Below are 21752 nucleotides of genomic sequence, written 5' to 3' on the forward strand. Positions count from 1 at the left end.
TGTCAGACCCCGTCGGGCGTACGCAGGTCGCGCATGGCCTGACGCCCGGCGCGTTTTTCATCGCGCAGGCTGGGCGGTGTTACGGGTTGGGCACCCTGCGGGCCCATGAGCCAGCTAAGGGGCCTGCGCTGCGCGCCAATGGATTTTTGCAGCAACAGCAGGCCTTCCAGCAGTGCTTCGGGGCGGGGCGGACAACCGGGAACGTACACATCCACCGGCAGGAAGCTGTCCACGCCCTGCACGACACTGTAGATATCGTACATGCCGCCGGAATTGGCGCAGGAACCCATGGAAATGACCCATCGCGGCTCCAGCATCTGGTTGTACAGATGCTGGATGACCGGGGCCATCTTGACGAACACGGTGCCGGAAATGACGATCAGGTCGGCTTCACGTGGCGTGGCGCGCAGGACTTCAGAACCGAAGCGGGCAATATCGAACCGACTGGTAAAGGCGGTCGCCATTTCCACATAACAGCATGACAGGCCGAAATTCAGCGGCCAGATGGAGTTTTTCTGCCCCCATGCCACAAAATCCTGCAACCGGCCCATGACAAGATTGCGGCGCACAGTCTCACTGAAGCTGGGCGCAGGTTGGGCATTGCCAGCCGCATGGGGGGAGGAAAGGGACCAGTTCATCATACATGATCCTTCTGCGTATCCGTTACCTGGCGCAGGTGGACCCGTGGCCCCCAGTCCAGTGCCCCGGCACGCCACAGATAGACAAGAGAAATGACCAGAAAGACAGTAAAGATGAGGGCCGCCGTATAACCGATCCAGCCCGTTTGTGTTACAACGGTTGCCCATGTCAGCAGAATGGCTGTTTCGACATCAAAGATGACGAAGAATATGGCTGCCAGATAATATTGTACAGGCAACCGCAGATGTGCCGACCCCGTGGGTACGATGCCGGATTCAAAGGGTTGAGACATGGAACGGCCCATGCTCCCGCCGGTTCGCTGGGTGCCGGTGATGGAAGACAGTCCAAGCATACCGGCAAGCAGTATTCCTATGACTATAGCATACGAAAATACTGACCATATGTTGTACATTGTTTCCATAACTGGCAATTCCGCTTCTTTTGGTTTTATTTTGAACGGAGGCAATCTGTATAATGCTATTCGCGTTGACAGGCCATAACCAGACACTGCTTCAGGAGGGGCATACAGGCACCCCCTACGTATTCCAGCTGGATGTATGGAATGCCGGAATATGCTGTCAGTCGCTTATACGCGTATGTAAAGGGGAAGTTGCGGTGTGATCATGATAAGCTTCGACATTGGCCCTGATTGCGGCAAGCCGTTCGTCAGATATGTCGATCGTGTAGGGCGAGATCATGATCTTCTTCCCGCAGGAACATCGCCTCATGGCTTTCTACATTGGCTTTGTTGATGAGGCGCTACACCGTAAACTATGCGGGTTCTTCATAATTCAGCGGTTCGTGATATTCCATTTATCGTCCAGAAGCAGATCGTAAAACGTTTTGATTATTTGTTGCCGTCAAGAAGGGTTATCTTTATATGCCTGAATCTGGTCATGCCATTTTCAGAAAGGTCATGATGCGATCAGCCCCGGCAGGTGGAAAGATCAGGTCGGTTATGGACTTGTGACGGTTCTGTGCCGGTCAGGAAGTGATTATGCCACTCTTGCTTCGAAAGCGAGAAGGCTGATGCCGCCCAGATATGAATAGCGTTGACGTGGATTGCAGAAACCATTGATATACTGGCAGATGGCGGCAGTAGCCTGACGGCGGGTTGGCCAGTTCTGAACTGCCCAGGGTTTACCGGAGAGCGATTTGTTCAGTAATCAGGCTGCGAGATCAAGTCTGCTCTGATCTGCATAGAAGGCGCGTTCGGCTTCGGCGGGAGGCCTGTAGCCGATTGGCGCCAGCAGGCGTCGGTTATTGTACCAGTCCACCCATCTGAGGGTTTCCCATTCGACCTGCGCCATGGATTTCCATGGCCCCAGATGATGGATGACCTCGGCCTTGTATAAACCGTTGATGGTTTCCGCCAGTGCATTGTCGTAGCTGTCACCAACCGTGCCGACCGAGGCATCGATGTCAGCCAGTGCCAGGCGTTCGGTATACCGGATCGACAGGTATTGTGATCCACGGTCCGAATGATGGATCAGCGCCTTGTTTCCTGCGGGCTTTCGTTGCCAGATGGCCTGTTCAGGGGCGTCGAGCACGAACCGGGTGGTCATGGAAGTCGAGACTTTCCAGCCCACGATCCTGCGGGCGAACACATCAATGACGAACGCCACATAGACCATGCCATTCCAGGTCTGGACATAGGTAAAGTCTGAGACCCATAGCTGGTTGGGGCTCTCGGCCCGGAACTGCCGGTTGACCCTGTCATCGGGACAGGGGCGCGCCGTATCTGGACGGGTCGTGATGACCTTCCGGCCCCGGATTACACCCTTCAGACCCATCTGCCGCATCAGGCGCTCAACAGTGCAGCGTGCAACCTGTCACCCCTCACGGTGCAGGCTGTGTCAGACCTTGCGCGCACCATAAACAGCACGGTTGTCCCGCCAGATCCGGCAGATATGTTCCATCAGTTCCCTATCGCGCAGGGCACGCGGGCTGGCCCTGGCCGGATTTCTTGCCATGACCGCCTGCTGGTAAAACCTGGACGGGGCAATCGGCAGAACGCGACAGATTGGCTCAACCCCGTAATCGGCACGATAGGCTTCAATAAACGCGATCATTTGCGAAACGGGCGGTCGAGCTCCGCCTGAGCAAAATAAGCCGAGGCCTTCTTAAGGATCTCATTAGCCTGACGCAGTTCACGGACCCCACGATCCAGCGCCTTGATCCGTGCTGTCTCGGCCGTGGTCGGTCCCGGTTGCGCCCCAGCGTCCCGTCGGGCCTGCTTCCACCAGTCGTGCAGGCTGTCGCCCGAGCATCCAGGTTTGCCACCAATCTCGCGACAGGTCGCCTATAGGCTTGGGTAATCCGACCGCCGCTCATCCAGAAGGCGCACGGCACGTTCACGTAACTCAGGCGAATAACGTGATGTTTTCTTCTTCTCTATCATAGGGCTCATCCTTCAAGAGTTTTACTCTCCGGTAAACCCGGGGCAGTTCATCACGCTGTCTTTTCTCTTTGATCCGCCCTGACGTGCTGCAGTTGAAGCGCTCTGAAGGCAGGGGTCAAGACAGGCTCAGAATCTCGATCTTCCTGGGTGCCGGGCCTTTATGCTGGCTTCGTCGATATAGGTCTCGACGACCTGAAGGCTTTTGTGCCGCGAGAAGCGCTTCAGTTCCAGAAGATCATACCCGTCCTTTGCTCCCGTGGTGATGGCGCCACGACGCAGGCTGTGTCCGCCAAAGTCCCCCTCAAGGTGGGTGTCACCGCATCGCTTGCGGATGAGGTCCGTGACCGCCCGGTCCGACAGGGCGTGCGGCCCGATCCTGGGCGGGGCTCCGACGGGAGTGGCGCCCGCCCTGCGGTCCCGAGCGGACCAGATGCGCCGGAAGATCGGACCGTCCGTGATCCCGGCCTGCCGGAGCCAGGCCTCATACGCCAGAATGGGGCAGTTCCGGGTCAGGCCCGCGGAATGCCGATCAGCGCGCCCTTGCGCTGGGGATCTCCCTTGGACCGGCCCAGCCGGATCTGCATGCCATCCTCGTCCACCGTAAGGTCGTCCACCTTCAGTGCAGCAAGCTCGGAGCGCCGGAAAGCGCCGGCAAAGCCGAGCAGAAGAATGGCCCGGTCCCGCGCGCCGACCAGATCGTGGAGACTGATGGCCTCGACGACCCGGACCAGCCTGTCCCAGGTGAGCGCGGTTTTCTGGCGGGGCAGGGTCTCCTTTGTCTCCCGACGGATGCCGGCCAGCGTTGCGGTCACCATCGGGTGAGCGGTGGGTACGGTAATCTGCGCCAGATGGTGCAGGTAGCGCAGGGCGGCACGATGCAGGTCGATGGTGCTGGTCCTGCGGCCCTGAAGCGCCATGTCGGCTAAATAGGCGGCAACATCCTCGCTGCTGGGCGGCAGGGCGGGCAGGGCATGACCGGCAGCCCAGCGACACCAGGACCGCACGGCGGTGCGATAGGTGCGCAGTGTGTTTTCGGCCTTGCTGCGGTGCATATAGGCATCGGCCGCCTGACGGGCCGTAGCCAGGCGGCCATCATGTTCGGGTACGGGTTGTGCCGAGACGACGGAAAACCATTGCGCGACGGCGGCGGCTGGCTGGCCGACGGGCGCAGGGGGCGCCGCGTCTGCCGTCCCGGAACAGGAGCCTACGGGCTGGAGTGGCCGGAACCAGGCCAGGAAACAGGGTGTGCCATCATCGATTTCCAGCCCGACGGCCATCAAACCCTGATGGGATATCGGCCACATGGTCCTGAGCCATCTGCTGGGCGGCGGATGCATACGGCACGTCCTGGGCGAGGGGGGTATCCGGGGAATAGCTACCGTCGGGCAATTTGATGCCCGCCAGAAGCAGGGGCAGGGGCGGGGTGAAACGCGCGGTCGAGAGGATTTCGCGCCAACGCGCCGGATCCTGTGTTTCGGCCAGACGCTGTCGTGTCAGTTGGTCAACGCGGGCGTGCAGCGCGGCCTGCGCCCGCCTGCTGGAGCCGAGGATCTGGACGTCGCTCAGCAGGGCAGGTAGACAGACATGGGGAAAAGGCTCTGGAGTAGGTGCATTGCAGGATTTTTGCTGGAAAGCCTCATTAATGGGAATAGGAATCCTATTTTATTAATCGCCTATTTTAATACGTTAATTACGAGAATATCTTTAATTGAGATGAAAAAATATCCTTAATTATGCGAAGGAATGATTTCAGGATTTTCAGAACTGAGACTACTTCCGTAACATTTCAATCATCAAGAAAATTACCAATCGTTCTAAAAAGCTGACACGTCGTGGTTCAATCAATCGCTGCAGCCCATACCATCCAGCAACACGTCCAGCGCGGCCGGGACTGGTGCTGGCCCGACCTTCTCCTCAAGCAACTGGTTACTGATCGCCAGCATGGCCAGGCCATGCACCTGTGCCCAGCTTGCCGTTGCCAAAGCACTGACGGCAACCGGCCGGAAGTTGCCGTCGCGCTGTCCCCTTTCCAGAAGCCCCAGAAGAATGCCAAAGGTCTTCATGGCCGCATCATGTAGCGGCGGATCTATTGTCTTGTCGGCATCGGAACTGAACATCAGACGATAAAGGCCGGGATTTTGGCAGGCGAACCTGATACAGGCCTGCGCCGCCGCCATGAATTGCGCGCGCGTGGACGGCAGCCCCAGAGACATGGCCTCTATCAGGCTCTCCCCAAGCCTGATGAAGCCGATCCGGGCCAGTTCGCGTAACAACATCTCACAATCACGGAAATGCTTGTAGGGTGCTGCGTGACTGACACCTGTGCGCCGCGCCACTTCCCGCAGGGTGAAGGTCCAGTTCTGGTCTGCCGCCAGCATGTCCAGCGCCGTGTCGATCAGGGCGCGGCGCAGGTCACCGTGATGGTAGGGGCGGTCCTTTGTTTTACTCATTCGTGAGGTCCATGTTTACACAAGAAACTTTTATTGACACCAGATCGTCATGCTCCATACCTTGCCCGCATAAGTTTCTCCTGTAAACATGGAGGACACGATGTCCGATGTTACGCCTGCTGACCTGAACCGTATTCTCGACCGCCAGCGTGCCGCGTTCATGAATGCCGGACCACCCGACCTGAAACAGCGCCGGACCGATCTGCGCCGCCTCAAGGCCGAAATCCTGAAGCGGCGCACCGAGATCGTGCGTGCCCTGAAAACGGATTTCGGCCAGCGGTCGGAGCGCGAAAGCGCCATCGTGGAACTGATCCCGCTGGTGCAGTCGATCAATTACATGATCGCGCATCTGGGGTGCTGGATGAAACCGCAGCGCCGCCACGTCTCGGCCTATTTCAAATGCGGTCGTGCCTGGGTGGTCCGGCAGCCGGTGGGTGTGGTGGGCATTATCGCGCCGTGGAATTATCCGGTCTCGCTTGCCCTTGTGCCGCTGGCGACAGCAATTGCCGCTGGTAACCGGGCCATGCTCAAACCATCGGAATTCACACCGGCCACATCGGCTGTGATCGGCCAGATCGTTCAGTCCATCTTTCCGCCAGAACAGGTTTCTGTCGTGACCGGCAATGGCGAATTGGGCGCCGCGTTCTCGGCCCTGCCGTTTGATCATATCCTGTTCACCGGCAGTACGGCGGTTGGCAAGAAGGTTGCCGAGGCGGCGGCGCGCAATCTGACACCGGTGACGCTCGAACTCGGCGGCAAGTCGCCCGTAGTGATCGCGCCCGGCTTTGCCATGCAGCGGGTGGCAGATCGCGTGGCGTTCGGCAAGCTGACCAATGGCGGGCAGACCTGCATCGCGCCGGATTACGTGCTGGTGCATGAAGACGATAGAGACGCTTTTGCCGCAGCCTATCAGGACGCTGTGAAAAAGCTGCATCCGGGCGGTTATGTGGGGTCGCCTGATTATACGGCCATTCTCAACACGCATCATTACGGACGGCTGAGCGGTCTGATCGATAATGCCGCAGCACAGGGCGCGCAGGTGATCCGGCTGGGCAGTGATTCGACTACGGATCATGTCCTGGCCCCCGTGCTGCTGCTCAATGTCACGCCCCAGATGGCGGTCATGCAGGAGGAGATTTTCGGTCCCGTCCTGCCCGTGCTGACCTACCGCACACTGGACGAAGCAATTGCCTTCATCAACGCGCGGCCTCGCCCCCTGGCCCTGTATTATTTTGGCGACAATCGCGTTGAACGCGACAGGGTGTTGAAGAACACGGTTTCAGGAAACGTGACGATCAACGGCACATTGATGCATTATGTGCAGGACGACCTGCCATTTGGCGGCGTGGGGGATAGCGGCATCGGAGCATATCACGGCAAGGAAGGTTTCATCGCGCTCACGCATGCCCGTGGCGTGTACCGACAGGGGCGTTTCAATGCGGCAACGCTGCTTAAGCCACCCTTCGGCAAATTCACCGACGCCATCACCAATCTGATCCTGCGATGACGACGCGCATTCTGCTCATCGGGGGCACCGGTCTCATCGGGCATTCTATCGATGCGGACCTTGCCACGCGGCTCGATACCCTCGTCACCAGCCTGACGCGTCGGCAATCATCCGGCTCTGATCATGTCATTGACTTCGAACGTCTATGCACGGCGCCCGAGGTGACGTTACGGACCGTGGCCCCAACAGGTGCTGACGTGGCGATTTCCTGCCTGGGCACGACAATTCGTGCCGCAGGATCGCAGGCGGCCATGTTCCGCGTGGATCACGATTACGTCCTCGCTTTTGCCAGGGGCGCGCATGCGCTTGGCGTGCGTCAGTTCATTCTCGTATCTTCAGTGGGGGCGGGTGGTCCCGGTTTTTACCTCAGGACCAAGGACGCGGTCGAACGCGACATCAGGGCACTGGGTTTCAGCCGTGTCGATATCCTACGCCCCGGCATGCTGCTGGGTCACCGTGCGGTGGCACGACCGATGGAGGCGGTTGGTCAACGACTGGCCGTGGCGCTGTCGCCGCTTATGGTTGGCAGGCTTTCCAGATATGGTGGCATTGACGCGAAAACCGTTGCGAAGGCGAGTGCCAGACTTGTGGGGCAGGCGGGTGATGGATGCCGGACATATGACAACGCGGACCTGCGCCGCATCGCCAGTCAGACTGCAAGCCGATGAGGGTGCCCGGTTCGGAACAGCCGGCCCGGATTATGATTCTTTGGCCAGTCGTATCAGGTACGCTTCGAACATATCGGCCATGGCATCGGCATAGGCTACAATTTTCGCGTCGCTTCGGGGTGTTTCCGAAAATGCCTTGCCGACCGCACCAAAAGTCTTTTTGATGAGGTCCCCAGCTATATCGCGCGTGACATCCGAAGTGTCGGGGAGAACCTCGCACATGAAGCGTCGGATGATGTCATCCGCGGCCTGCCGCACTTCGACGGCTTCTGGTGCATCCCGATAGAGGGGAGCGGCATCGTTGAGTGCCACACGTACTGAGGCTTCGGTGCATTCCGAACGGATGAAGGCGTGGGCCAGCGTGCGCAAACGCGCCAGCGGTGGTTTACTGGCATCGTCAAGCGTATTGTGCAACATTGCAGTCGTCTCCCGCCATTCGTCGGTCTGGAGCTGGAACAGGATGGCGGCCTTGTTGGGGAAATATTGGTAAAGCGAGCCGATGCTCACGCCGGCTTTCTCCGCCACACGCGCCGTGGTGAAACGCGTGGCGCCTTCCTTGGCCAGAACACGAACAGCTGCTTCCAGAATCGTGGCGACAAGTGCCGCCGAACGCACCTGGCTAGGCTGTTTGCGGACGGAAATCCTTGGATTGCGACGATCGGTCATGTGTTCCGGGGAATGCGAATAGGAAACGCGATGAATCAATCGTATTTTCGCGGGGTGCGCAAGGTGAAGTGCCGCAGCAATCCCGTTACTGAACAGAGATCACATCATGACCCCTGATAAAGCTCCCACCCTGATCAGCGTACCAGTCGCTCCGCTGCTCGACCGGCTGTTCGCCGAGGCGGATGCCGCCACGAGCCCTGCCGTCTCCAATCTGGCTCCAGAAGAATTGCAGCGTCTGGTCGGCAGCCGGGCTGATTATGTGCAATTCTATGGCCTCGCAAAAGACCTGTGGCTTCCCGTCTCACGCGAAACAGGCCCGCTTCTTTACATGCTGGCCCGCGCCATGCGGGCGCAGCACATTGTGGAATTCGGAACATCCTTCGGGATTTCGACAATCCATCTTGCCGCTGCCCTGCGCGACAATGGAGGTGGCAGGCTGATTACCACCGAGTTTGAACCTTCCAAGATCGTCCGTGCGCGGCAAGCATGTTGAAGAAGCTGGACTGGACGATTTTGTGGAAATACGCGAGGGGGATGCCCTGACCACGCTCGCCGCCAATCTGCCCGAAACCATCGACTTTGTACTGCTCGATGGTGCCAAGCCACTTTATCTCGACATTCTTGCGTTGCTGGAAAGTAGGCTGCGACCCGGCGCGATGATTGTCGCGGATAATGCCGATTACAGTCCAGACTATCTGGCGCGGGTGCGGGCTCCAGAATCTGGTTACCTGTCCCTGCCGTTTGACGGGGATGTGGAACTGTCTATGAAACTTGGTTGAATGCCGCGATTTGAGCGGGGCGGAGCTTATTGCCCATAAGCGAGAACCATGATCGCTTACGGGCAAGGGGGCTGCAAGCGCCCTAAGCGGCCGCCGTGGAGGTGTCAGGTAGCAGACTGGTGAAAAACCCCCAGATAAGCTTGATGAAGCAAACAGACAATCAGTCAGGTGGCAAACGCCTCATCCGGGACTTGCAGGGCTACGATCGGCTGTCCTGAAAGCGACCGTGGATTACCCAGCGTGCGTAGCAAGAATGCTCTCATTCGAAATCTGGTAATATAGATGCATAAACCGCAGGGATCAGGCTCTCGGCATGGTCTTTCTCGATGGCACGACGATCCGTGCCCATCACAAGGCAGCCGGAGCGGCTAAAAAAGGGGGCACAGAGAACGCCGAAAGGATCGTGAGGCTCCTGGCCGCTCACGTGGAGGATTTGGCACCAAGGTCTGCGTAGCTGCGGACAGTCATGGCAGGGCACTGTCCTTTACGCTGTCCCTGCTGGACAGGCGCACGAATTACCGTGTGCCTACGCCCTGCTTGACGCTCTGCCACACCCACCAATCTATGTCGTCTGCGATCGCGGGTATGCTCCACATAAATTTCGTGAAGATCTTTGGAACCGCGGATCTCGTCCTGTCATCCTGCCAAGGAAGAATGATCCAGAAGTCGCTTGTCCCAAATGGGCTTACAGACACCGGCACCTAGTCGAAAATCTGTGGGCAAGGCTCAAGGAGTGACGGGCTGTCGCGACCCGATACGAAAAAACAGCCGCGTCCTTTCTCTCTGTCATCCTCATCGCGGCTACAGCAGACTATATCAAGGCCTAACAGGCCCTGGTTCGGGTGGAATATTTCGCTATTTTGCGCCATTTCGTAACATCAGAATATCCCCGATAACAGGCGTTGCAGAACCTGCGACTGTGTCTTGCTCCGAGGGTGAAACACCTTAGTCAAAGGTTCCCATATCACTGATGTTTCGCCTGTGAAAATGCCGGTTCAGGCTCCTTCTGCAGTCTCTGTAACGTATGAGGGATTTCAAATTCCAACAAAAAAATTAGCATTAAAAATAGTAAAGTCAAAGTTTTAAAAAATAAACATTTATAACCATTGTATAACAAAAAAAATATAAAGTATAATACGGAAAATATATTATTCATAAATAATATATGAAGGGGATATCTGATGGATACATTTAACGTTACCGGAATTTCATTTCTGTTATATAGGATATCTCCCTTACGAAAATCGGTAAAAATCTACCGATCCGCACTTCTCTTCAGCCTCTCCCCCATCTTCCTATTAGGAAATTCGGCATTCGCTGCTGAGTCGCCGCCGCGCCAGGTCAGCGCAGCGCGTAAGACGTCGACACCTGCCAATACCTCGCAGGGCAATGGCTCGACAGGGGGGAGGATTGGAGGAAAGACAGAAAATATTCATGTGCATCAGCAATCCCATACGGCTCAGTTGCGCGAAAAAGTCCAGAAAACGCCTTCATCTGTTTCGATCCTGTCGGCCGAGCGCTTGCGTGAGCTGGGCGTCACGGATGTGAGACAACTCAGCAACCAGACTCCCAATCTGTATCAGCCTCGAGCAACCGTAGGATTTTCCGCCACAAATTATTTTATCCGCGGGATCGGCGAACTTGATCCGCAGGGTGAACCGTCCGTGGGCACATATGTTGATGGAGTGTATCTTCCACGCAATATAGGTACCATGCAGGAACTTCTGGACGTTGATAATGTTCAGATTGATCGTGGTCCCGTGGGCTTTGATTATGGTCATCAGGCAGAGGGCGGGGCAGTCCGTATCAATACGCTCGCTCCCACCAACGCACGGCATCTCAGTCTTCTGGCAGGTTACGGTACGTATAACGAATATCGTATTGCTGGCATGGCGAGCGGTGCGCTCGTCAAGGACAAGGTATATGCCAGCCTTTCATTTGATCGGCATGCGAGAGACGGTATAGACCATAATTACACGCTCGACCGACAGGAAAATGATATCGATTTTTCTCAGGCACGTGGCAAGATTCGCTTCACGCCCAATAGTCGATGGGATATTACATTAGCTTTTGACGGAACGGTTGATAACAGTTCCAATCGTGGATACGGAAATATAAACAACACATACCAATATGGACTTTATTCTTCTGTCTATACTCAAAACAATTATAGTGAAATAGGTTTTACGGGAAACATAAACTATATTATAAACGATCATCTTTCCCTACATTCCACAACTGGAATCCGGGGATATGACAATATCGGAATGTACGACAATTATGGTTCATATTATGCCCAGAGTTCACAATGGGTGAAATATACGGACCGCTCTTATTCCGAGAATCTGAGCCTGCATGGTGTTTATAACAAGATATCCTTTACTACAGGCGCGTTTTTTGAATATGAGGACTGGTATACCAACCGTCGTGCGAATACGCCTGCCAACGGTTTCCTGGGTGCTACCGCGTCCCCTGCCATATCAGCAGATCAGCTTTATACTCCGGTATATTCTGTGATCGATCAGCAAACACGGAACTGGGCAGTTTACGGGCAGGCTGAATATAAAATCACTCCCAGACTTACTGCCACCGCTGCCCTGCGTTTTAACTGGGAGGACCATTCAAATTCTTCCACGCTGAATTATCTTGCTCATACGGCCAATCATGAAGTGGGCTGGGCCCAGGATATTGCAACGTTGTTTGGTACGCCGGGGGCAGCCGCATGGGCATACGAAGCGGAAGCCCATAAAAGCTGGTTTCAACTTTTGCCCAAGGGTACATTGAGCTGGCAGGCACTGCCAAACCTCATGCCCTATGTTTCCATCTCTCAGGGTAGTAAATCGGGAGGTTTCGACTATCGTGCGCAGACACCAGGTGTTCCACAACAGGCTACTAGCCCGTACAATCCTGAAATGGTTACGACATATGAAATTGGTGTAAAGACGAGCCCACTCCCACGGATACTGACTTTTAATGGAGCGCTATTCTATAATAATTTTGATAATATACAGATGACCACCTACAATCCCACTACCGGCGTATCCGAGCGCTTCAATGCAGGGAAAGGACATTCTGTCGGAGCGGAAATTGAGACAACAGCGCAGGTAACGCGTGCATGGGATATTCATTATACAGCATCATACCTCTATTCCAGGCTCGATGAGTTCTATGGCCGTCCATCTGCCGCCACCGTTCTGGCTAACAACACCAGCTATAATACAACACCACGTGCGGGCAACGTGCTACCATATTCACCACGTTTCCAGATGAGTGCTTCGACCAGCTATCGTCTGCCACTGCCGCGCGTTGCCGGGCAATTGCGGATTGGCGCAGATGTATCATTCCAGTCATCACTGTTCCTGGATGGAAATGAAAATGCGCAGACGCGTCTGCCTGACCAGACTTATGTCAATGCCATCGCTATATGGACAAGCCCCGATCAGCGCTGGACCGTAACCGGGCAGGCGCGCAATCTGTTAAATCATCGGTACCCGCAGACATTGTCATATTTTTACAGCGGCGGTGTGGGCACGGGGTATGCCGCAGCCTACTCGGACCCACGCACCATTTATGTCACGGCACAGTTCAGGTTGTAAAACCGTATCATACGCGAGGGTATTACTTACTCTCGCGTATGATTTATCTGTCATTAGCAACGATGCCTGCATGGAAAAGACACCGTCTCCAGAACAGCATTGCGCGCGGGCATGTCCTCAACGGAGTGCCCCCAGAAAGCATCATGAGGCGGTAAGGGTCAGTTGACTGCCATCAGGCCGTTACTGACTTTTCGCTGTCAGCCAGAAATATCCAAGCCTATAGCTTCACATCCGCCTTCAGGTAATAAAATCCACCGTTTATGCCAAGCTGCGATGTGCTCATGTAATACTGGGGCACACCCAGGTAGCGGTTTTCCTCCGGCACGCGCGATGGCATGGCATTGAACAGGTTATTGGCCCCCAGTGTAAAGGACAGTTGCGGCATGACCCGGTAGGTGATGTCCAGATTGGTCACGAATTTGGGGGCATTATGGAATTGGGTAAATGAATAGGCACTGAGGCTGGAACTGTTCGTTGCCCCCGTATAGTCAGTCAGTTCCGAAGTGGTCTGCCCCCAGCGTATTTCATGCACGCCAACGGTCCATTTGCCATTGCTGCTGGTAAAGCGGCCACCCCAGATCATCTTGCTGCGCGGGTAGGCTGTTGTAATGTAGGCAATGCTCTGGGCTGTCAGCAGGGATGTGCCATCCGATGCGTCGGCCTGATGGGTGAGGCGCGTGCGGTTGAGGTTGATGCCTACATCCCAGTCGATTTTGCCGATCCTGCTCCCCAGTCTTGTCGGATATGTCGCGGTAATGTCCAGCCCCTGCGTGCGCGTGCTTGCCACATTCGCGAACCAGTGGGTGGAGAGCGAACTGCCCCATGAGGCCGCATCGGCGGGCAGCGTGAACCCGTTCATCTGCAGTGCCGAGAGGGCATTCGTGCCATATACGTTACCGCCCGGCAGGATCTGGTCGCGCAGGTTGATCTGGTAGACATCCGCAGTGATGTGCAACTGCCTGACAGGTTCGAGCACGATCCCGCCTGAAACACTGGTCGAGCGTTCCGGCTTGAGTTCACCCGCACCATTCGCGCGCGCGCCGGGTGAATTGGCGGCAATGATGCCGCGCGCGGCGGAAGGAGAAACCGCAACGGCGCTGTAATATTCCTGCGCCAGCGTTGGCGCATGGAAACCGTTCGAGATCGTGGCGCGCAGGCCCAGCCAAGGCAGGGGATCATAACGCAGGGCAACCTTGCCGGTCTGCGTATCGCCTACATCGGTATAATGTTCATATCGACCCGCCAGGTCGAGTTGCAGGTTCTTTGCCAGGTGGGTCGCGACATCAATATAACCGCCAATAACATCACGGTTGTAATTGCCGGCATTGGCGGCCACGGTTCCCTGCAGGGCATCTGAACCGCTGCCATAAATGGAATCAGCCGAGCCGGTGGCGATGCTGTAGCTTTCATAGCGGTATGATGCCCCTCCCGCCACGTTGATTGCATGCGGCCAGCCATGAATATGAAAAGCCCTGCTCAGGTCGAACGTGTTGCTCCACTGTTCGTTACTGTAGCCCTGGGCATCAAAATCCGTTGGCGTGCGCCCCGTAGCTGTGGAGAGCCCCAGGTTGGCTGAACTCGCAATCCCGATCCGGTCGTAATCGCGCCCGTAGACCGATGACAGGTCCCAGTGCCAATGCGCCAGTTCGCCACGCAGGCCTGCCGTTACTTCCCAGTCGTTTTCATCCATGGTCATGACAGGCGAGTAACCATCAGGATAAAGAGCGGCATAACCCGGGTAGTCCTGCAGGGAACTGGCCGTGCGATAGTTTTGGAAGGATTCCGCGTGGCGGTGTGCGTATGTTGCCACCGCATAGGCTTCCAGGTTGTCCAGTATATGGTAACCGGCCTTTATGGCCACGGTTTCGCGTGTCTGTTCCGGTTGCCCCAGCAGCTTGTTGGCCGTGGTGCCGGTACGCAGGTCTGGCGCACTGCGATAGGTATGATCCTCATGCACATAGTCGCCACTGATATGGATATAGCCGCGATCCGTCAGCTTCGCGCCGCCATCCATGTAGATGCCCTGTTCGAACCCGTCCTTTGACGCGGTGATGCCGGTAAGGGACTGGGCATGAAAACCATGGTCCTGCTTTTTCAGAATGATGTTCACTACCCCCGCCACCGCGTCGGACCCGTACTGGGCCGAGGCGCCATCGCGCAGGATCTCGACATGATCGATCGCGGCAAGTGGAATCATGTCGATGTCAACGGGCGTACTGCCCTGCTGGGGGCCGGGATCAGCATAGATATTGGCCGTGGTATGCCGGCGCTTGCCATCAACGAGCACAAGGGTTTCGTTCGGGCTCAGCCCACGCAGGCTGAAGGCCGAGGTCAGGGCCCCTGCATCATATCCGCTCGTGGGCATGGTCAGTGATGGCGTGAGCTGGGTCAGCGCTTCACGAAGGGAGGGCATGCCCGTCTCGGAAAGCTGGCGTGCCGTGATGATATCGACAGGCGAAATACTGTCGCGCGCTTTTTTGCCGATTTCACGCGTGCCGGTCACGATAATGGTCTCGGTGCCAGCCGCGTCCTGTCCGGCTACATGATGAGGGGTAACCACGCTCAGTTTCCGGGCATGCGATACCGCTGCTGTTTTCTCGCCTTCGGGCTGGTGCTGTTCAGGCAGGGGAGTGCCTGCGCTCTGGGCATGTAGCGGTTCAGCCAGCAGGCAGAATATGGATGTTGTCCCCAGAAACAGAGGCCGTGTAAAACGGGCAGGGCGGGCCATGATCGAACGGCGTGAGTGCACAGTAAGCTCCTGGGAAAAAAGACAAATCCAGATAGCGCACTATATTATGTGAATTATTTTTTCAACAGTGTTTCTTGTCATTAATGAATGAATTTTCAAGCTGTGTCATATTTGAAAAACTTAATGAATACAAACCTTTCATGGCCGAATGCACTATGCGCAGGGAATGGGCGCGAAAGCAGGGTATTCGGAAAGATGACATGCCAGATGCCGCCGCACACGAATTACCGGCAGCGTTAAGTATCAGTATGCAAAAAAGGTGCAGGGCAGTCCCCGTCTGGTTTGCTCACAAGCCGGACAGGGGGAATGAAAATCAGGCGATAACAGGGATCATGTGACGCAGCGCAGGATCAGGAATGCTGTGCCCATTCGTTCAGTTGATCCACAATCGCCTGCCCGGACAGGGTGCGCGCATTGCCCAGTACCAGCGCGTTGTCACCATTGAGCAGCCTGCCTTCGGGCGTAAAGACCAGCACGGCGGGAATGGCCTTGATGGTGACACCGTATTTTCGTGCGATATCCATGTTATTGTTGAATCGCTCACCCGGGTCTGTCGGGCCGGAAGCGCGATCAACATTGAGGGCTACAACTACGAAGTTCTGGTCAACCCATGCCGCAATGGCCGGGCGTTTCAGCACGCCTGCCAGTATCTGGCAGTCAGGGCACCAGTTGGCACCGAAATCAAGCAATACTTTCCGGCCAGTCTGCCGCGCCTGTTGAAAGGCGGCATCAACAGCCTGCTGTGCTCCCTCGGCCGCGCCATAGGGGTGACTGACCGGGATGATGGGGTCCGTGCCGAAGGCAGGAGGTTGCGGTGCGGCAAAGGCTGTCTGGCCCGCGGGAATGCACAGGGCCAATGCCAGGAAGATTTTTTGAGGCAGGGAAGAATAATTCATGCATATCGCTCCCGAATGAATTCATTCTATTGCAGAAAATAAAAGGGCTTCGGGCACGAAAACCGGCTCATGGCCCTTGAACAGGATAGCTCGGGCAGACAATGGAACCATCTATAATCTTCGTCGTATTTTAAAACAACACCATTAATTCGTTGATTATGATATTCTCTTTCCTGATCCGGATTTAACGTCATGTAAACGGCTCCCCGACCATGTGATTTCCTCCCGGTCAATCGGGTTTCTGGCCGCATGTTGCGGGTGTCGCTGCTGGTTACCAGTCCGCACTATGCCCTAGTTGGACCAGGATATCGCGGCGCAATGCAAGCAGGTGTGGATCATCGCGATGACGGTGATAGGGCAGGTCGATATTGATATCCGACACCACGCTGGCCGGGCGGGAGCTGAAGGTAATAACCCTGGTGGCCAGCAATAATGCTTCTTCCACGTCATGCGTGACCATGATGACGGTGAAGCCCCGATCCTGCCACAGGCGTAGCAGTTCGGTCTGCATGGTCAGCCGTGTCAGGCTGTCCAGCTTGCCAAGGGGTTCATCGAGAATGAGCAGGCGTGGATTATTGACCAGTGCCCGTGCAAGTGCGGCCCGCTGTGCCATGCCGCCAGAAAGCTGGTGCGGCCAGGCACGTTCAAACCCCTGCAGTCCGACCATGGCAATGGTGGCATCCACCGCCGCGTTATCGACCCTGCCAGAAATATCCTGACTGAGTGCGACATTGGCCCGTACGCTGCGCCATGGGTAAAGGGTCGGGTCCTGAAACATGACAATCCGGTCAGGGCCGGGGCCGGTTATGGGGGCGCCATCGGCCAGTATGCGCCCGGCATGCGGTGCCTCAAGGCCTGCCACCAGCCGCAGCAGGGTGGATTTGCCGCAGCCGGAAGGGCCGAGCAGGGCAATGAACTCACCTGGCGCGATATTCAGGTTCACGTTTTCCAGAACGGGGGTAAAACGTCCCCCGATATCATAGCCGTGACTTACATTATCAAGCTGGATACCCAGCGGGGTCATGGTGGCGTTTACCATTTCAGTCCATCCTTCTGCCAGCCAAGAATACGGTCACGTATACGGAACAGAATGGTGATCAGCCCGGTGCACATAAGGGACATGACCACAAGGGCAGCATACATGTTGGGATAGGCCGCCCACCCCTGTGCCCACTGCATGTAAAAGCCAAGTCCTGACTTGACGCCCAGCATTTCAGCCACGACCAGCATGGCAAAGGACATGCCCAGCCCCATGAACAGGCCCACGAATATCTGCGGAGCCGCCGCAGGCAGCGCCACACGAAAAACCAGAAAGCGGTCACGTGCCCCCATGGTGCGGGCGACGTCGTAATAGGCCGGGTCCACCGCCGAGATGCCCGACCATGTCAGCACAATGACCGGAAAGGCCGAGGCCAGCGCCATCAGCGCCTCGCTTGCAGCCCAGCTTGAGGGAATGATCACAAAAGCCAGAGGCAGCAGGGCAACAGGCGGGAGCGGGCCAACCAGCCTTATGACGGGCTGCACCCAGTAGCGGAACCGGGCCGAACGGCCCAGCCCGACCCCAATGGCAATCCCCAGCAGGGACCCCGTGATGTAACCAACCGCGAGCAGGCCCAGTGAATGGAGCAGGCTGTCCCCCAGTTTGTGCCAGTCCGTCATGAACACATCCAGCAGGTCCTGTGGCGTGCCAAAAAAGGGACGGGGCAGAAGGAGTAGTTTGGCCTGCACTCCTTCCCACGCAGCAAAGCCGAGGGCGAGGGCGATCATCCACGGTGCTTTTGCCGAAAAGCGCCGCAGCAATGCTGCGGGCACAAGAATGATACCCATGATTGCAAATACAATGGCAAGACTGTCAGTGGCCGGAAAATCATCAGCATCCGGCCAGAACCATGTCACAAAAGCAGCGACGAACCACGCAGGCCCCGCCAGCCAAGGTAAAAGGCCAGATGGCCATGCCTTGCGGGGGGAGATGGCGGCTTCCGGCACGGTGTCGATGTCATGGATGGGGAAGGACGTTGTCTGGGTCATGCGCTGAACAGGTCCTGTGTGACACGGTTGGCGTAACGTGCGCTATCAAGGGAAGGGCGGAATACGCCGATATCCTTTAACGCATTGGCATACTGAACAATTTCATCATGGAATTTCGGCCCTACGCTCTGGTGGTGATGGCCTTCAATCCTGATCATCTGCGCCAAATCTTCGGCGCTGACCTTCGGGGCATATGGCTTGAAGATGCGCCCGGCTTCATCGGGGTTGCACGCCAGCCACGCACCGGCATCCAGTATGGCGCGGGTTACGGCCACGGCCACTTGGGGTTCATTACGGATCAGGCTGCCCCGCAGGCCGATCACGCAGCATGCCGCATGGGCCCAGGCGTCTTTCATGTTGTTGTCAATCTCGACAAGCCCGAACTGCCGTTTCTGCACATAGGTAAACGGATCGGAATCCGTGATGACCTGCACATCCCCGCGCTGAAGTGCCAGCGGCAGCAGGTCGGCGGGATATTGCCGCCACTGCACCTCGCTTTCCGGGTCTACACCGGCCTGTTTGAGGCGGATGCCAAAGAAATTACGGTCAGGCCCACCAATATCCGTAACCCCTACGGTCTTGCCGCGCAGATCGGTCAGTTGCCGAATGGCACTGCCCGGGGGCACAAGCATGTACATGCAGCCCGCATGCAGGCCGCCGACCAGCTTGACGTCAAAACCCTGCTGCAATGGCTTGAGCCAGCGCAGCGCCATGCCGGGGGCTGCATCCGCCTTGCCGGTTGACAGGGCTTCAAGCAACTGGTCGGTCGCACCGCCAAAATTGACGTAATCAACATCAAGATTGTAGCGGGCAAAAAAGCCTTTCTCCCTGGCAACCGGTATGGCCGCCACACATAGTGCCGTTTCATTCCACGCAATGGTCAGCTTGCGTGGTGGTCCAGACGGTGGCGCGATGGCCCCGTTCCCTTCTGCCCCCACGCAGGCTCCATTGGCGTCCATGCCGGGCATTTCATCTGCCGCGCGGGCTGACGGCCCGCGGCCGGACACGAACGCGGCAATTGTCAGCCCGGTAAGGGAAGTCAGGGCTTCCCGTCGGGAAATTCGGGAAAATATGGACATCGGAAAACCTTGTTCTGGGCCCGTTTCAGGCCGGGAGCAGCGGCAGGGTATGGAACTGACGGTTGAACCAGGTCAGCCCGGTTTCACCGGCGGGATGAACGTGAATGGCTTCTACCGTGCAGAACAGCACGTCATGCGTGCTGGCGGCATGAATGAGGGCAATGGTACAATCGAGCGTAACCAGCGCATCAGACAGCAAAGGCGCGCCAGTTACATCGGTACGCCACTCCGCCACCGCGAATTTTTCATCCGGCGTGCGACGGCTGCTGGCAAATATGCCCGCAAGGTCTTCATGCCCCCGTGAAAGAAGGCTGATCCCGATCACACCGTTCTGAATGAACGCTATATGGGAGCGGTTGTCGCGGTTAAGGCAGACTAGCACTGTGGGTGGTGAAGCACTGACGCTGGTTATGGCGGAAACGGTCAGTCCCTGCCGGCCAGCAGGACCGCTGGTGGTTACGACAGTAACAGGCGCGCCCAGTCGGCTCATGGCGTTACGGAAGAGATCGCCCGTGACATCCGGCACCTGTTCCACAGGCATGATCGTATCAGATTGCATGAAGGCTTTCCTTCGCGGGCAGTCCCAGGGCGGACAGGATTGCCGGCGTTTCCGTGCGGTCCATCCAGTCGGGTGAAATATCGGCAAACTGCACGATCCGGCCGGGCCCGATTACGATCACGGCAGGTTTGGGCAGTTCCCATGCATCCGTGCCGTTCAGGCCCTGGCTGGTGCTGCCTTTTGCCTGTGCGGCACTGCGGGACGGCGCATCGAACTCATAGGTGATCCCCAGTGCCCGGGAGAGGGCGAGGTTGCTGTCGGTTGCGACGGGGAAAGGCAGGTCATGCCGACTGACAATTTCCTTGAGCAGGGCAGGGGGCTGCGGCGAAATCGCGACAAGCGGGATATGGGCCGCCCGCAGCACGGGCCACAGCGTATCGCGATAATGCGGCAGTGCAATATTGCAGGCGGGACACCCCGCAAAGCGGAAAAAGACCAGAACCGCTGGCCCCTGCGCACTCAGTTCATCCAGCGTGATCGTGTGACCATCCACAGTGGTCAGGCCAGCCGGGGGCAGGGTGTCGCCCGCGCTGACATGAGGCTCGAGCCCATGCCCGCCAACCAGTGTTGCACGCTGGTTGGCGTTTACGGCCAGTGCTTCAGGCGCCCAGCTGCGTTTGCGCTCGTTTTCCAGCTCAAGAAAACGCTTCCGTAGCGAGGCGCCGGTAGTGAAATGGTCGGCATTCATGTCTCGATTCCTGCGAAATCACGATCAGAAGTCGCTATTATGAATTAACACTCACCCAGCCGACAAAAGAGTTTCCCTCAATTTGCATGTGAGGATTACTCATTGGTTCCCCGCCGCATCGGCGAGCAGGTCACCAAAATCATGGGCGCTGTCCGCCAGTCCATCACGCCGGACCAGAATGGTTTCGATATCGGGTACGGGTGGCAGGGAACTGGCGGTTATGACCGGTAAACCTTCGGCAGCGGCAAACCGGCGCGTGCGGCAACTGATTCCGATCCCACCACGCACGCCTGCGCGCAGGGCAGGCAGGTTGGGTGTCTCCATGACGATACGATAATCCCGCCGCGCTTCCGTCAGGGTGCGCAGGGCCGCATCACGAAAACGGCAGGGGGGCTCAAGCAGCACGAGGGGCAGTTCCTCGCGTTCGATATTGGCGGGATCGCCTAGCCAGACCATCCGGTCATGCCCCACGACATCCCATGATGCACCGGCCCGGTCGCCATGCTGGCCAAGGCAGAGCACCAGATCAAGGCGAGAACGGTCAAACATTTCAAGCAGTTCCATCGAGCCTCCCACGCGTACGATCAACCGCGCGCGCGGATGTTCCAGCCGGAAGCGACCCAGCACGTCAGGCAGGATGGTATCGGCAAAATCCTGGACCATGCCGACCGTAATCGGCTCGGGGTCGGACTGCTGGCCCAGATTCTGCATGATCCGGTCATTCAGCGCCAGCAACTGGCGGGCATAGGTGACCAGTTCCTCGCCCGTTGCGGTCAGCAGCAGCCTGCGCCCGTCACGCCGGAACAACTTCTGCTGCAGCATGTCTTCAAGTCGTTTCATCTGCAGGCTCAGTGCGGATTGGGTCAGGAAGATTGTTTCCGTCGCCTGCGCCATGGAGCCCGCCTCCACAATGGCAACAAACGAACGCAGCAGTTCAGTCTGCACATTGCGCGCCATCCGCTGTGGCGCGCGCGGGGGAGGGGGATGTGACACGATGACTTATCTCCATAAGGCAGGAAAGAGCATCTCATATTAACGACATTAAAC

General features: G+C 57.1%; 17 protein-coding genes, 3 pseudogenes and 1 other annotated feature. Of the genes and pseudogenes, 6 read left to right on the plus strand and 14 right to left on the minus strand.

Going from position 1 to position 21752, the window contains the following annotated elements; all coding sequences use genetic code 11:
* Positions 1-2 precede the first annotated feature (2 nt).
* The 5 genes and pseudogenes from QEG70_RS16120 to QEG70_RS16145 form a co-directional block, all read right to left on the minus strand.
* Positions 3-638: an NADH-quinone oxidoreductase subunit B gene (locus QEG70_RS16120; protein WP_308721590.1), complete on the minus strand. Its 636-nt coding sequence runs from the start codon at positions 636-638 to the stop codon at positions 3-5.
* On the minus strand, positions 638-1060 hold the full coding sequence (locus QEG70_RS16125) for an NADH-quinone oxidoreductase subunit A (protein ID WP_308721551.1): 423 nt from the start codon (positions 1058-1060) through the stop codon (positions 638-640). The genes QEG70_RS16120 and QEG70_RS16125 overlap by 1 nt, the downstream gene beginning before the upstream one ends.
* Before the next feature lie 745 nt (positions 1061-1805).
* Positions 1806-3040, minus strand: a pseudogene (locus QEG70_RS16135) (IS3 family transposase).
* Positions 2637-2753: a sequence feature (AL1L pseudoknot), on the minus strand. Its footprint overlaps the pseudogene before it by 117 nt.
* Positions 3041-3166: 126 nt before the next feature.
* A pseudogene (locus QEG70_RS16140) lies at positions 3167-4609 on the minus strand (tyrosine-type recombinase/integrase).
* Between the two features lie 272 nt (positions 4610-4881).
* Positions 4882-5490, minus strand: coding sequence for a TetR/AcrR family transcriptional regulator (locus QEG70_RS16145; protein WP_308721552.1), 609 nt, complete (start codon positions 5488-5490; stop codon positions 4882-4884).
* Positions 5491-5590: 100 nt separating this feature from the next.
* Here QEG70_RS16145 and QEG70_RS16150 point away from each other — a divergent pair, with 100 nt between their 5' ends.
* Positions 5591-6997 (plus strand): coniferyl aldehyde dehydrogenase, encoded by a 1407-nt coding sequence (locus tag QEG70_RS16150; RefSeq protein WP_308721553.1) that lies wholly within the window; start codon positions 5591-5593, stop codon positions 6995-6997.
* On the plus strand, positions 6994-7665 hold the full coding sequence (locus QEG70_RS16155) for an NAD-dependent epimerase/dehydratase family protein (protein ID WP_308721554.1): 672 nt from the start codon (positions 6994-6996) through the stop codon (positions 7663-7665). Before QEG70_RS16150 ends, QEG70_RS16155 begins: the two co-directional genes overlap by 4 nt.
* A 30-nt stretch (positions 7666-7695) precedes the next feature.
* Here QEG70_RS16155 and QEG70_RS16160 read toward each other — a convergent pair whose 3' ends face one another.
* The gene (locus tag QEG70_RS16160) at positions 7696-8331 is read right to left on the minus strand and encodes a TetR/AcrR family transcriptional regulator (RefSeq protein ID WP_308721555.1); all 636 of its coding nucleotides are present in this window, start codon (positions 8329-8331) and stop codon (positions 7696-7698) included.
* 106 nt (positions 8332-8437) lie between these two features.
* On the opposite strand from QEG70_RS16160, the gene QEG70_RS16165 reads away from it, so the two are divergent.
* From QEG70_RS16165 to QEG70_RS16180, 4 genes and pseudogenes are all read left to right on the plus strand, one after another.
* A complete protein-coding gene (locus QEG70_RS16165) occupies positions 8438-8824 on the plus strand; it encodes an O-methyltransferase (protein ID WP_308721556.1) in 387 nt (128 codons plus the stop codon).
* Positions 8805-9110: an O-methyltransferase gene (locus QEG70_RS16170; RefSeq protein ID WP_308721557.1), complete on the plus strand. Its 306-nt coding sequence runs from the start codon at positions 8805-8807 to the stop codon at positions 9108-9110. The genes QEG70_RS16165 and QEG70_RS16170 overlap by 20 nt, the downstream gene beginning before the upstream one ends.
* 286 nt (positions 9111-9396) lie before the next feature.
* A pseudogene (locus QEG70_RS16175) lies at positions 9397-9937 on the plus strand (IS5 family transposase); the annotation flags it as partial.
* A gap of 354 nt (positions 9938-10291) precedes the next feature.
* Positions 10292-12706, plus strand: a complete 2415-nt coding sequence (locus QEG70_RS16180; RefSeq protein WP_308721558.1) for a TonB-dependent receptor — start codon at positions 10292-10294, stop codon at positions 12704-12706.
* A gap of 217 nt (positions 12707-12923) precedes the next feature.
* On the opposite strand, the gene QEG70_RS16185 is transcribed toward QEG70_RS16180, so the two are convergent.
* The 8 genes from QEG70_RS16185 to QEG70_RS16220 form a co-directional block, all read right to left on the minus strand.
* Entirely contained in the window at positions 12924-15434 is a 2511-nt protein-coding gene (locus tag QEG70_RS16185; protein WP_308721591.1) for a TonB-dependent receptor plug domain-containing protein, read from the minus strand.
* 371 nt (positions 15435-15805) lie between these two features.
* A complete protein-coding gene (locus QEG70_RS16190; protein ID WP_308721559.1) occupies positions 15806-16351 on the minus strand; it encodes a thioredoxin family protein in 546 nt (181 codons plus the stop codon).
* 271 nt (positions 16352-16622) lie between these two features.
* Positions 16623-17390, minus strand: coding sequence for an ABC transporter ATP-binding protein (locus tag QEG70_RS16195; RefSeq protein WP_308721560.1), 768 nt, complete (start codon positions 17388-17390; stop codon positions 16623-16625).
* Positions 17384-18379, minus strand: a complete 996-nt coding sequence (locus QEG70_RS16200) for an ABC transporter permease (RefSeq protein WP_308721561.1) — start codon at positions 18377-18379, stop codon at positions 17384-17386. The genes QEG70_RS16195 and QEG70_RS16200 overlap by 7 nt, the downstream gene beginning before the upstream one ends.
* Positions 18376-19458 (minus strand): ABC transporter substrate-binding protein, encoded by a 1083-nt coding sequence (locus QEG70_RS16205; protein ID WP_308721562.1) that lies wholly within the window; start codon positions 19456-19458, stop codon positions 18376-18378. The genes QEG70_RS16200 and QEG70_RS16205 overlap by 4 nt, the downstream gene beginning before the upstream one ends.
* A 25-nt stretch (positions 19459-19483) precedes the next feature.
* Complete coding sequence (locus tag QEG70_RS16210) at positions 19484-20017, minus strand: flavin reductase (RefSeq protein ID WP_308721563.1); 534 nt, start codon at positions 20015-20017, stop codon at positions 19484-19486.
* Positions 20007-20705 (minus strand): peroxiredoxin-like family protein, encoded by a 699-nt coding sequence (locus tag QEG70_RS16215; protein WP_308721564.1) that lies wholly within the window; start codon positions 20703-20705, stop codon positions 20007-20009. Before QEG70_RS16215 ends, QEG70_RS16210 begins: the two co-directional genes overlap by 11 nt.
* Before the next feature lie 99 nt (positions 20706-20804).
* Positions 20805-21698, minus strand: coding sequence for a LysR substrate-binding domain-containing protein (locus tag QEG70_RS16220; RefSeq protein ID WP_308721565.1), 894 nt, complete (start codon positions 21696-21698; stop codon positions 20805-20807).
* Between the last annotated feature and the right edge of the window lie 54 nt (positions 21699-21752).

The sequence above is a fragment of the Komagataeibacter xylinus genome (assembly GCF_031081985.1).
Taxonomy (GTDB): Bacteria; Pseudomonadota; Alphaproteobacteria; order Acetobacterales; family Acetobacteraceae; genus Komagataeibacter; species Komagataeibacter xylinus_E.

Coding starts and splice junctions, on each gene's coding strand:
- QEG70_RS16120 (WP_308721590.1), bottom strand. CDS start 638: ATGAACTGGTCCCTTTCCTCCCCCCATGCGGCTGGCAATGCCCAACCT.
- QEG70_RS16125 (WP_308721551.1), bottom strand. CDS start 1,060: ATGGAAACAATGTACAACATATGGTCAGTATTTTCGTATGCTATAGTC.
- QEG70_RS16145 (WP_308721552.1), bottom strand. CDS start 5,490: ATGAGTAAAACAAAGGACCGCCCCTACCATCACGGTGACCTGCGCCGC.
- QEG70_RS16150 (WP_308721553.1), top strand. CDS start 5,591: ATGTCCGATGTTACGCCTGCTGACCTGAACCGTATTCTCGACCGCCAG.
- QEG70_RS16155 (WP_308721554.1), top strand. CDS start 6,994: ATGACGACGCGCATTCTGCTCATCGGGGGCACCGGTCTCATCGGGCAT.
- QEG70_RS16160 (WP_308721555.1), bottom strand. CDS start 8,331: ATGACCGATCGTCGCAATCCAAGGATTTCCGTCCGCAAACAGCCTAGC.
- QEG70_RS16165 (WP_308721556.1), top strand. CDS start 8,438: ATGACCCCTGATAAAGCTCCCACCCTGATCAGCGTACCAGTCGCTCCG.
- QEG70_RS16180 (WP_308721558.1), top strand. CDS start 10,292: ATGGATACATTTAACGTTACCGGAATTTCATTTCTGTTATATAGGATA.
- QEG70_RS16185 (WP_308721591.1), bottom strand. CDS start 15,434: ATGGCCCGCCCTGCCCGTTTTACACGGCCTCTGTTTCTGGGGACAACA.
- QEG70_RS16190 (WP_308721559.1), bottom strand. CDS start 16,351: ATGAATTATTCTTCCCTGCCTCAAAAAATCTTCCTGGCATTGGCCCTG.
- QEG70_RS16195 (WP_308721560.1), bottom strand. CDS start 17,390: ATGGTAAACGCCACCATGACCCCGCTGGGTATCCAGCTTGATAATGTA.
- QEG70_RS16200 (WP_308721561.1), bottom strand. CDS start 18,379: ATGACCCAGACAACGTCCTTCCCCATCCATGACATCGACACCGTGCCG.
- QEG70_RS16205 (WP_308721562.1), bottom strand. CDS start 19,458: ATGTCCATATTTTCCCGAATTTCCCGACGGGAAGCCCTGACTTCCCTT.
- QEG70_RS16210 (WP_308721563.1), bottom strand. CDS start 20,017: ATGCAATCTGATACGATCATGCCTGTGGAACAGGTGCCGGATGTCACG.
- QEG70_RS16215 (WP_308721564.1), bottom strand. CDS start 20,705: ATGAATGCCGACCATTTCACTACCGGCGCCTCGCTACGGAAGCGTTTT.